The sequence below is a fragment of the uncultured Thiodictyon sp. genome (assembly GCF_903828115.1).
GTDB lineage: Bacteria > Pseudomonadota > Gammaproteobacteria > Chromatiales > Chromatiaceae > Thiodictyon.
Map to the genome: position 1 here is coordinate 1 of NZ_CAIKKU010000637.1, position 11,682 is coordinate 11,682.

Annotated in this window: 7 protein-coding genes; 5 read left to right on the plus strand and 2 right to left on the minus strand. The window is 66.0% G+C overall.

Annotated elements, in window-relative coordinates; translation table 11 throughout:
• Together QZY48_RS24230 and QZY48_RS24235 are read left to right on the plus strand one after the other, a co-directional pair.
• Positions 1–1,032: hypothetical protein (locus tag QZY48_RS24230; RefSeq protein ID WP_295435904.1), on the plus strand; the 1,032-nt coding region annotated here is incomplete at its 5' end.
• Complete coding sequence (locus QZY48_RS24235) at positions 1,029–6,644, plus strand: hypothetical protein (protein ID WP_295435907.1); 5,616 nt, start codon at positions 1,029–1,031, stop codon at positions 6,642–6,644. The genes QZY48_RS24230 and QZY48_RS24235, both read left to right, overlap by 4 nt.
• A 50-nt stretch (positions 6,645–6,694) precedes the next feature.
• Here the strand turns inward: QZY48_RS24235 and QZY48_RS24240 are convergent, their stop codons facing one another.
• Positions 6,695–7,309, minus strand: a complete 615-nt coding sequence (locus tag QZY48_RS24240) for a CDP-alcohol phosphatidyltransferase family protein (protein ID WP_295435909.1) — start codon at positions 7,307–7,309, stop codon at positions 6,695–6,697.
• A gap of 199 nt (positions 7,310–7,508) precedes the next feature.
• Entirely contained in the window at positions 7,509–8,756 is a 1,248-nt protein-coding gene (locus tag QZY48_RS24245; protein WP_295435911.1) for a S1 RNA-binding domain-containing protein, read from the minus strand.
• A gap of 192 nt (positions 8,757–8,948) precedes the next feature.
• On the opposite strand from QZY48_RS24245, the gene QZY48_RS24250 reads away from it, so the two are divergent.
• Genes QZY48_RS24250 through QZY48_RS24260 form a run of 3 tightly spaced genes read left to right on the plus strand, consistent with a single transcriptional unit; the run spans position 8,949 to position 11,652 of the window.
• Complete coding sequence (locus QZY48_RS24250; RefSeq protein WP_295435913.1) at positions 8,949–9,374, plus strand: gamma-glutamylcyclotransferase; 426 nt, start codon at positions 8,949–8,951, stop codon at positions 9,372–9,374.
• Positions 9,375–9,392: 18 nt separating this feature from the next.
• A complete protein-coding gene (locus QZY48_RS24255) occupies positions 9,393–9,854 on the plus strand; it encodes an OsmC family protein (protein WP_295435915.1) in 462 nt (153 codons plus the stop codon).
• A 25-nt stretch (positions 9,855–9,879) separates the two neighbouring features.
• Positions 9,880–11,652 (plus strand): RyR domain-containing protein, encoded by a 1,773-nt coding sequence (locus QZY48_RS24260; RefSeq protein ID WP_295435917.1) that lies wholly within the window; start codon positions 9,880–9,882, stop codon positions 11,650–11,652.
• Positions 11,653–11,682: the final 30 nt, after the last annotated feature.

The window sequence follows — 11,682 nt, forward strand, 5'->3', positions numbered from 1 at the left end:
AAGCCGTTCATGCCGCGGGCGGTGATGGTGGAGTACCTGAAGCTGCTCCTGTCCTTCCATCTGGCGCTGTACCACCTGCGGTTGCTCAAGCTGTTGCCGGCCTGGCAGAAGCTCGGCGGCGCCAACCCGCTCTGTCTGGAGTCGACCTGCCCGATGCGACCCCGGGAGGCACGAGAACCCCAAGGCGATTGCCCCTACCAGTTGGGGCTGTTCGTGGACCTCTCGGGGAATGCCGAGTCCGCGGTCGGACGGTTGGCCGAACGCAGTGCCGACGGTTGGTTTCGCCGCATCCCGGGCTTTGTGCGTGCCTATTTTGGTGCGAAGAAGCTGGACGAGTTTGGCGAATTCCTTCTGTCCCGCGGGAAGATCATCCGTGGTGTCGCGTCCTACCTGTCTCTCGGAGAAGTCTTTGCCTTGCAAGGCGCGACGTTCCGCGACGAGCGCGAGAAATACTTCAATGGCCGCTTGCGTGAATTGACCGATTCGCTGAAGGATGATAGGGGAGGTATCGATGCAAGAACATCCGAGTTGCTTAAGCTCGGGCTATCGGATTTCGAGACCTACATCGAGGTTTTGGTAGCGCTCAAAGGCTCATACCATCGCAAGTACATCATCGAAGCGCTCGACTCGCTGATGCAGAAGAACCGCGCGGGTGCCCTGCTGGCTCAGACCCGCGCCAAGAATGCGTCACGGCGTTTCGTACTGGACAGCCGTTTGCTGGAGGTGCTGTTGCAGATCGCAGTCCTGCGCCCGGGCGGAGACGCGGGCTACTTCACCGGCGCGATGCGCATCGACGACCTGCTGGGCTTCCTGCGGGAGCGGTACGGGCTCTATATCGACGCCTTACCGCCCGGGGAGGGATTCAAGGCCCCGAGTATCGATGAGCGGGCGGCCCTGCGCGCCAACGTGCAGGCATTCACCGCGCGGCTACGCGAGATCGGTTACTACCGCGACCTGTCCGACGCCTATGTGACTCAGACAGTTGAACCGCGTTACGCGATCCCGGAACACTCAAGAGGGGCATCGGCATGAGTCAAGGTCTGGTGGAGTTGACGCCTGCGCAGTTCAACGCCGCGCTGGAGTCGGTCCTGCTGCCCAGGCTGGCGGCCGTGCTGGCGGGGCGCGAGGCCGGTCACTGCATGCGGGTGACGGATCTCGACCGGGAGTTGATGGTCCGTTTGGCCGGTGGTCTGCGGGCGGCGGTGCCGCAGGCGACGGTTGTCGTCCTGGCCGACGAGGCTCTACAGACTCAGGCGCCAGAACTGGCCGTGTCGAGCACCAAGTTGGTAGAGCTGCGCAACCCGCTGCCCGACAATACCCTGCGTCCGCCTTTGCTGGTGTTTGTGCCCACCGATTTGCGCTCCTGCGCCGAGGATTCATTCGGCGTGGCCACCTTTGAGGAGCTGTCGATTCAGGGTGCCTATGCCGAGTTGATCCCGACGCTTCTGAGCCAAGTGCCCGCGCAGCTGCGTAGCCCGCTGGAGGCAGCGGTCAACGACCTGCGCCAGACCAATCCACCCTGGCCCTTTGCCGATGATGCCTCGGTTGTCCGTTTCCTGCTCAGCGCACAGGTGAACGAGTTCGATCCCGCGGCGATTGGGGCGGCGCTCTTCGAGTTGGCGCTGGTGCCCGACTTTGCGCTGCTCCAATCACCCGAGCGAGCGCCGGCACGCGCCGCGCGCAATCACGACTGCGTGCGGCGCATCACCTGGTCGACCCGATCGGAGCGTGCGCGCGCCCTGGAGTTGGAACTGACCGATCCGGCCTTTTGCCGGCAACTCGGTGACTTCTTCGACCGGGCGGGTCTTGCGGACCCCAGAGACTGGACGCAGCAGATCGTGCGCGACCGCGCGAACTGGCCCCTGGCCTTCAACCGTTGGGTCTTCGCAGACGGCGGCGTCAATCCGGATTCGATCTACATCGGCGAACTGGAATTGCCGGACCTTCCCATCATCAAGGATGACGAATCCGATCCGCGTCTGGGCGAGTTTGTCGGGAGCCGGGTGCTGCCGATTTCCAAACAGGGACTCAAGAAATTCAGCGTGAAATTCCGGGTCGTGCCCGTACCCTCGCGGGTGGCGGGTCTGGCTCGCTTCGTGGCCGAGGTGGTGTCGTGCGACAACGGTCCGACGGGGCTGCGGCGGCGCAAGGCCACCTGGACCACGGCAAAGGACTCGGGGACCATCGCGTTCTCAGCCATCGCCAAGGTGGATTGGGAGGAGGGTTGGCACTTTGTCCGCGTCTTTGCGGAGACCGAGGAGGGTGAACGCATCCCGCTGGTCGACCGGGAGGGCGAGCCGCTGCGTTCGTCGGGTGATGCCGCAAACCCGTCCGCGCGCCCCAACGACAGTGACCTGTTCTATGTCCTGACGGACGATGACGTGGAGGTCGAGCCGCCGCAACGGGCGGTGCCGCGCGATCCCAGTCTGACCCATGCCCTGCTCCGTACCCGGTTTGCGGCGGTGGCCCAAGGGCGGGACCCGGCATCCGTGACGATCGCGGGGTGCGGATGGGTTGAGCGCCAAACCCGATCCGGGCCCCGCACCCGCTCTGGGACTGGGTCCGCCTCCAGTGCCCGCGGCAACGACACGCTGGAGGTGCGCCTGGGTCATGAGGGGAAGGCGCATGTGCTGGTTCCTGGGGTGTTGGCCGAGTTGGAGCGCGCGTTCCTGATCGATCCGCAGATGACCAATCGGTTGCGCCTGGCCGTGACCGCCGCCGGGGGTTGTGACCGCTCGGACATCTCGTTTCAGTGGCCGGAGTCGGAGGAAACGGGGCGGTTCCGCCAGGCGCGGGAAACCTTCTTTTCTGCCCTATTGCAAGGCCCCCAACAGTTGCTGACTCAGGGCAGCAACCTGTTGGAGCTGACGCAATCCGTGCGCGACTATGCGGGGGCCTATATCGAGTGGCTGGAGGCATTGCTCGCAAGGGCGGATTCGCCTGAGCCGGGCGTTGTCCGTGCGGCCTTTGAAGAACTGCGCCGCGCACTGACCCTGGATTGTGTGATTCTGGCCATCGAAGACTATCGGGGCCAACGCCGTGACGCTGTGCTTTTGGGGCCCACGCACCCGCTGCGGGCCAATTGGCATGTGACCTGGGCCCAGTTGGGGCAGCACTGGATCGAAAAGGCCCAGTTGGCGGACCCGGAATTTGTGGTGCCGACGCGGGATGCCGTTCTTAAGCAGCTGGTCCCGGCCGGTTTTCCGATGGTGTTGCCGTTCGGCGAGGAACTGGGCCGGTCCGCCCTGCTGGTGGATAACCTGACGCCCTTCTGGTCCCTCTATGCGGCACCCGAGGAGGAGGACCCGCGCGGTCTGATCGGCGATCTATGCCAGGCCCTGGGTATCGCAGAGCCAGCGATCGGGGGGACTGCCATCGACGGTCCCTATCTGGCGGCCCGCGTGCAACGCTACCTGATCCAACACCCCTATGTCAGCACCCTGACGATCAATGCCTTCAATGCCGGGCGGGCGGGCGCACTGGCGGAGATGTTGCTCGCCATCCAGGGCCGGGCGGAGTTCTCTGATCTCCGCTATGACATCCGTCTCTTCGTCTCTGACCCGGATGCCCCGGCCACCGGCGAGGCCCTCCTTGAGTTGCTGGCCCCCGACTCGGGTACGGCCGCTAAGGAGGCGGACGCCTTCTCGACCCCCACGGAAAGCCATCTGCGGCCCAAGCTCAGGCTGGCGGTCCGATCGCTTCGGGAGTTCCGCCTGGCCCCCGAGGGTCACGCGGCCCATCTCTCGTTCCTCTTCGATCTGTTCCCGGCGGAGGAGATCCGCGCGGTGGATGTGCAGGAGACGGACGAGTCATCCTTCGTCTATGGCCTGGTGCAGCCGATCGCGACCCAGTACCACGAGGACGATCAATCGATCACCTGGCTACGCCGCCCGCTGCATGGCGTCGCCCAGGCGTTGGCGGGTGTAGAGGAGCTGACGGACCTGTTGAGCAGCCTGGCGCGGCTGGTCTCGGTGGCATCAGCCTCGGTCTCCCGCTCCCAGTACCTGCCCCAGGCCCGTCCGGTGGTGGCCTTGAGCCTGTCCGCGGACGAGCGGGCGATGCTCCACCAGGTACACGAGGTCAGTGACTGGGTCATGACCATCGACCGCAACCTGGGGATCGAGTTTTTTGATCACCGCCGACATCCGACGCGGCCCGACTACCTTATCGACCATTCGCCGGACATGGCCAATGCGATGACCCATCGCCTGGCCATCACCTCCCGGTCCGTGGCCGAGTTGGAGGCCCTGTTGGTTCCGATCCTGCGGGACTATGACCTGCCGGACTCCGGAAAACACGCCATGGTGTTGTTGGACCAGTTGCGGTTTCTGTCCGGACGGCTCGCGCTGAAGTTGTTGTCCGCGCCGACGCAACAGGCCGAGGCCCTGGGGTTGGCCCTGTCGCGGCTGTTTCTGGAGCATCAGGGGGTCTTCCAAAATCAGGTGGTGGTGCCGCTCGATGCCCACCTGGAGTTGTACGGGACCCTGCGCCAGAACGCCGCCGAGCTGGGCGACGCGGTCAGCTTTCGGCGGACGGACTTGGCGCTCTTCGATCTCGATCCCTTCACGCGCATCATCACGTGCCGCCTGGTCGAGGTGAAGTGTTACAGCCAGGTTGGCGATGTGGGTGCCTATACGCAGTTGAAGACCGGGATTGGCGAACAGATCACGCAAACCGAGCAAGTCATTTCTCACCACTTCGACCCGGCACGTTCCGAGATCGATCGCCCGGATCGGGCCATCAAGAATCGTGACCTGGCGGCGTTGTTGGGTTTCTATCTGGACCGGGCGCAACGGCATGGGGTCATGCTGCCGGAAGCGGCTGCGGAGGCGCGCTGGTTCCTGCGGCACCTGGACGAACGCGGTTATGGGCTGCGTTTCACCCGCAGTGCCGTGGTGTTTGACTTCAGCAAGCCGGGAACCGAACCACCAGAGCACGAGAACGGGATCGAGTTCTATCGCATCGGCATCGACCTGATTCGGCAGTTGATCGATGCCGCGGTGGAGGGGACTGAAACAACGGCCAGTCTGCGGGCGGCACCGGATGGCGATTTGACGCGGGAACTGACGCAAGCGTTGGTCAGGCGCCGCAGTCTGGCGCCTTCGGTGCCAACGCTGGGAACGGCAGCCTTCCTGAGCCCGGCACGGGACCGGACTTTGGGCTGGACGGAGGCGCCGCGGGTGTCGTACCCCGTCAGCGCCAAACCCGCTGCTGCTGGCATTTCGGCGCCGGATCGACCGCCAAAGGCCACGGTGGCGACTCCTGCTCCAGTGGTGTCGGATCTGCCAGGGGGCGTGGACACTCAACCTGGGGCGGTTGTCCAGAAAGCCGAAGAGGCCGGCGCGGCCCCGGTCGTTGCGGTGCCCGGCGTGGCGGACGCTGGGGAGCGCCCTCTTGGTGAAGGAGACTCCAGTGGGGAACTGCACGTTACTTACGACGTCATGCTCGGGGCAACGGGGGCCACACCCCAGTATGGCTTGCTCGGTGAGGTTTCGGGCCGGAAGGTCGCACTGGACCTGAACCAGACCCATACCATCAGCCTGTTTGGTGTTCAAGGGGGCGGCAAGAGTTACACCCTGGGCAGCGTCGCGGAGATGGCCTCGCTACAAATCCCGGGCATCAATACGCTGCCAGACCCCCTGGCGACCGTGATCTTTCACTACAGCCCGACCATGGACTACCGGCCTGAGTTCACGTCGATGGTGGCTGCAAATTCGGTCGAGGAGCAAATCCGCGCCTTGCGCGAGACCTACGGTGCGGAACCGAAGGCACTGGTGGATGTGCTGCTGCTGGTACCCGCCGACAAGTTGGACGAACGGCGAGCGGAGTATCCCGGCATCCAGGTCCAGCCCTTGCAGTTTGCCGCCTCGGAGTTGACGGCCACCCATTGGAAGTTCCTGATGGGTGCGCTGGGCAACCAGGCCAACTATATCCGTCAGGTGATGCGTATCATGAAGGGGATGCGCGACCAGATCACTCTCGCGGGGTTGCGGGCAGGGATCGATGCCGCCCCGATACCAGACCATCTAAAGGACATGGCGCGTTCGCGCCTGGACCTGGCGGCAGAGTACATCAATGATGCGCAGTCATTGACGGAGGTCGTGAGGCCGGGCCGTCTGATCATCGTGGACCTGCGCGACGAGTTCATCGAGAAGAATGAGGCACTCGGTCTCTTCCTCGTGCTGCTGCAACTCTTTGCCGATGCCCGTGTCGATGGGCGGGGGTTCAATAAGTTGGTCGTGTTCGATGAGGCCCACAAATACATCGAAAGCCCCGATCTGGTCGCCGGTCTGGTCGAGGTGGTCCGCGAGATGCGCCACAAGGGTGTGAGCATCATGGTTGCCAGCCAGGACCCGCCGTCCGTGCCGCTCAGCTTGATCGAGCTCTCCAGCCAGATCATCCTGCACAAGTTCAACTCTCCCGCCTGGCTGAAACATCTCCAGAAGGCCAACGCCGCGTTGAGCAACCTCACTCCGGAGCGGATGGCTCAGTTGAAGCCAGGCGAGGCGTACGTCTGGTCCAGCAAGGCGACTGACGATTCGTTTTCAAAGGGAGCGGTCAAGATACGCTGTCGGCCGAGGGTGACCGAGCACGGGGGGGCGACGCGGGTGGCAGTGCAGAGGGAAAAAGTGGATAGATACTAAGATATTACCACGAAATCGCGCTCTAGATCAGTCTTATACAGATTCCGGAACTAGATGCCATCTGTCCGTTTCGCCGAACCTCCCGGTATCGCACCCGGCGCAGCACCCACCCACCTCCAGGCGTGCACGAGCGTCGGCACATCGGTGCGCCACTCGCGCAGGACCACCGTGACGGCCAGGTCTTCAAGGGCCGCCAGGATCCCTAAGTAGATGAGGAGCGTGATCCAGACCCCGTCGGACTGAAGTACCAACAGCGAATAGAACCCGAGGAAGAGTGCGAACCCCCAGAGCTTCGACGACCAGAGGTGATAGCTGGCCTCGCGGCCGAACTTGGCGTAGCTTGCGACATAGCGGATCAAGCCCAGCCCGATCAGCACCGCCAGCGCTCCCGCATGGCCTGCGATCACCCCCGGGTGCAGCCACCAGAGCGCGAACAGCGCGGCCAGAAAGAACAACAAATCCGCCAGTGAATCGAGCCGCCGCAATGCGGGGGTGACGATCTTCAGGTGCCGCGCAATGGCCCCGTCGAAATAGTCCGACACGGCGGCGATGCTCAGACAGGCGGCGAAGGCGACGGGTAGCGGGGCCAAGAGCGCGAGCAGGACGAGGATCGGCGCCAGACCCGCACGCAGCAGGGTGAGAAGGAGGGGGATACGACTAGCCATCAAGGCGCGTGCGACGGGCGCCCTAAGTAAAGAGTCAAGACCAAGCTAAACACAAACACAATCGTTGTCGTTGTCGTTGTCGTTGTCGTTGTCGTAATCGAGGTTATCGTAGTGCCCCGGATTCTCTCGCGCCCCAGATTGCATCGCTTCTCCGATTACGACAACGACAACGATCGCCAACTTGTTCTTTACTCGTTAGTTACCGCTTCTTGTTCAGGCTCTCCTGCAACAAGGCGCCAAAACTCCCCATGGTCTTCTCCGGCACCGGTTCGGCGGCCTTGGCCGCGGCCATACTCCCGCCCTTGGCGGCCGGCTTGGGAGGGGCATAGTTGCGTACATCAGGGATATCCGACGGCTGCTTGGAGGCATCGAGCGTCAGGGCGATGCGGCGCCGCTCCAGGTCGACCCCCAGTACCGTCGCCTCCACCGTGTCGCCGATGCTCAGCACCTCGCTCGGGTGGTTGATCCGCCGCTCGGCGCCCAACTCGCTGATATGGACCAGGCCGTCGAGCCCGGGGGCCAGTTCCACGAAGGCACCGAAGGGCTGGAGACGGCTTACGGTCCCCGTGACCCGCGCGCCCACCGGGAAGCTCTCCACCGCGTCGGCCCAGGGGTCCCGGGACAGGGCGCGGATCGAGAGCGCGATCTTGTCGCGTCCCTTGCCGTCCTTGGAGGGCTCGATGCGCAGGATCGCCACCTCCACCGCCTGGCCGGCACGCAGGATCTCGCTCGGGTGCTTGATATGGCCGAAGGCGAGTTCGCTGATGTGGATCATGCCCTCGCAGCCGCCGATGTCGACGAAGGCGCCGTAGTCCTTGAGGCTGGTGACGACGCCGGGGAGGATGGCCCCCTCCTTGAGTTGGGCGCGGGTCTCGGCGGCGCGTTGGCGTTGTTCCTCCTCCAAGATGACGCGACGCGAGACCACCAGGTTGGGCCGCCGCCCGCCCTCGATCTTGGTGACGCGAAAGTCGAGCCGCTGGCCGACGTACTCCGAGAGGTCCTCGACGAAGCGGGTATCGACCTGGGAGGCCGGGCAGAAGGCCCGCAGCCCCGCGATCAGGACCTCGACCCCGCCCTTGACGGCACCGGTGACCTGTCCCTGGACCGGCAGGCCCTGGCTGTAGGCCTGGCGCACCTCCTCCAGGCCGTGATACTTGTGCCCATGCTGACTGCCCAGCATGAGAAAGCCGCCCTCGATATCCTTGCCCGTGACCGCCGCCTCGATCGGGTCACCGACCGCCACCTTGAGCCCGCCCTCCGGGTCGCGCAGGGCCGCCAACTCCATCCGCCCCTCGGTCTTGCCGCCTAAGTCGATGAAGGCGCAGTCCTCGCCGATGGAGATGACGGTGCCGCGCACCTTCTCCCCCACCTTGGGCTCGGCCTGCTTGGCGGGTTGGGACTGATTGAACTGCTGCAAGAGGTCTTCAAAACTGTCGGAACTGGACATCACTGTGCTCTGGACGATGGGCAGGGATGGGCCGGAGGGCCCGGGCTGTACCGCACGGCTTGCGGTGGTGCCAAGTATACCCGGACAACTCCGCCAACTCAGGCCGCACGGCGCCGAATTATTCCGCCCGCCGATGCTATAGTCCGCCTCCTGAACCGACCGCATCCTCGCCGCACCGTCGACTCCGCGCCCATGGTCCACCAGGTCTTCGTCTATGGCACCCTGTTGCGGGGTGAAGTGAACCACCATCTGCTGTCCGGGGCACGCTTGCTGGGCCCCCACCGGACGGCACCCTGCTTCACCCTGTTCCTCCTGGGCGCCTACCCGGGGGCGGTACGGACGGGCACGGCGGCGCTCGTCGGGGAGGTCTTTCGGCTCGACACGGCTGGGCTCCAACGGCTGGACCGGTTGGAGGAATATCCCAGGCTCTACGCCCGCCGACCGCTCCCGTCCCCCTATGGCCGCGCCTGGATCTATCTCTACCGCGGGTGCCTGCGTGACCGCCCGGTGCTCCCGGGCGGGGACTGGCGCGCCCTGGTCGCCGAGTCCCACTCCTGCCGCGCGGCCGGGGTCCGCCACACCCACGATCCCAAGAATCGCCCGCGTTCAAAAAACTGATTTTAGAGGGGAATCATCATGTCCGAAGAAGGCCGCTTCACCATCCACCTGGAGCAGCGTGAAGGGTTCCAGATCAGCGCGCAGTTCGACCTCAAGCGCGTCCCCGACCTGCTGATGGACGAACCCCCGCCCCTGGGCGAACAGGCCGGGCCCAACGCCTCCCGGATGCTGACGGCGGCGGCGGCCGACTGTCTCGCCTCCAGCCTGCTGTATTGTGTCTTCAAGGAAGAGCCCCCGGACCACTGTCTGCGGGTGGAGGCGACCTGCATCGTGGCGCGCAACGAAAAGAAGCGCATGCGGGTCAGCGGGCTCCAGATCCGGCTGATCGTCGCCGATGTGGTAAAGGAGGCGCCGCGCTTCCACCGCTGCAAGGACCTGTTCGAGGACTTCTGCGTGGTCTCGGCCAGCATCCGTGCGGGTATCCCGATGCAGGTCACGGTCCTGGATCAGGCCGGCACCGTCCTGCATCAGTCGTCCTGACCGACGCCTGCCCATCCGATTCGCCGTGTCAGGATTCTTCGGTCAGCCGCCGCTATGGGTCGCCGGCTCTGCACCGCTGGTGCGGCGGGTGGTCGCGGGCCTTGAGCAACGCCGGCAGCGGGTCCGGGTGGTCGCCCTTGCTGACCTCGGCGGACTGTGGCCGGGGGCCTGCCGGACCCTGGTCCTGGCCGACCCGCCAGCGCCCATGGAACTGGTCACGGGCCTGCTCGGTCAGCCGGGACTGCGCGCGCAGCGCGGCGCACCCCTGCGGCTGATCCTGATGCACCAGGCGGACCCGGCGCCGCCCCTGCCGGACCTGGACCCGGAGGGTCCGATCAGCCTGGAGACCTTTGCGCTGGAGGACCGTGCCGCGCGCGCCCTGCTCGGGCGCTGGCCCCTGCACTGCGGCCTGGACCCGGTGTTCGGCCAGGTCCCGCACCTGCTGGTCGCCGGTTTCGCCCCCCCGGCCCGTGCCCTGCTGGTCCAGGCCCTGCGCCTGATGGCCTACGGCGAGGGGCGCCCCCGGGTCAGCATCGTCGGTGCCGCGGCACGGGCGCCGGCCGACTTCGCGCTGGCCTACCCGCAGGCGGGACAGGTCGCCGAGATCGCCTGGATCGGACCGCAGTTGACCGGACTGGCACCGTTGCCCCCCGTCACCCTGGTCCTGGTCTGTCCCCAGCCCGCGGTCACCGACGCCGTGGCGACGGCGCGCAGCCTCGCGCAGCGGTTGGCCGCGGACCAGGGCGTCTCCCCGCCGATCCTGCTGGAGGTCGGGGATGAGACCCCGGGCGGCACCCTGGCGGACTGGGACGCTCAGACCTTCCCCTTCTCCTATCTGGACGAGGCGTGCCGGCCGGCGGTCCTGTTCGACGGCCTGGGCGATGAACTGGCCCGCACCATCCATGAGCATTACACCGACAGCATCGCCGCCCAGGGCCGCGACCCGGACCGGGAGCCGGCCGGGCGCCCCTGGTCACGGCTCACGGCCTCCTATCGCGACGCCAATCGGCACCAGGCGGACCACCTGTGGGCCAAACTCGCGGTGATGGACTGCCGGGCGATCCAGGAGGAGCGGGTGGATGCCTTCACCTTCGCCCCGCTGGAGGCGGAGCAACTGGCCGTCATCGAGCACCTGCGCTGGGCCGCCGACCGCCACCTGGACGGCTGGCGCTATGCCCCGGTGCGGGACAACACGCGCCGCCATCACCCCCAACTCATCCCCTATCCGGACCTGAGCGAGCCGATGAAGGACCTGGACCGCTTCGCCGTGCGCGGCGTACCCACCCTGCTCGCCCGCTCAGGGCTCGGGGTGGTACGCATGTTGATCGTGGCGATCCTGCCCCCGCCCGCGGACTGTCCCGCCGACGCACAACTCGCCCGACTCGCCGTGCAGGTACTGCAACGACTGGTGGCGCGCTACCCGGACCGCTCGCTCGTGATCGCCGCCACGCTCGCCGAGCCGGCCTCCCGCCTGGTCGCGCGCCTCGCCCTGGACCGGGCCGGGGCCGGGCTCTTCCTGCTCTGTGCCCGGCCCCTCACCGAGACCCTGGCCAGCCAACCGGATGCCGCCGCCCGACTGGACTTGCTGGGCCTCGCGACGCGCGCGCAGCAGCGCATCGCGTTACCGGGACCGGGTGAACTGGGGCGCTGGATCGAGGAGCGGGCAGCGATCAGGCTGTGCCTGGGGGCCGAGTCGACCGACCCGGAAGCCCGGCCGGGGGCTGACAGGCCGAAAACCGCCAAACAGGTGCGGCTCGACCCCAAGACCGGGCGCGCCGAGTGGGGGTTTGAATACTAAAGCGAAGCGCCGCGCCGCCCCCGGGGGGGC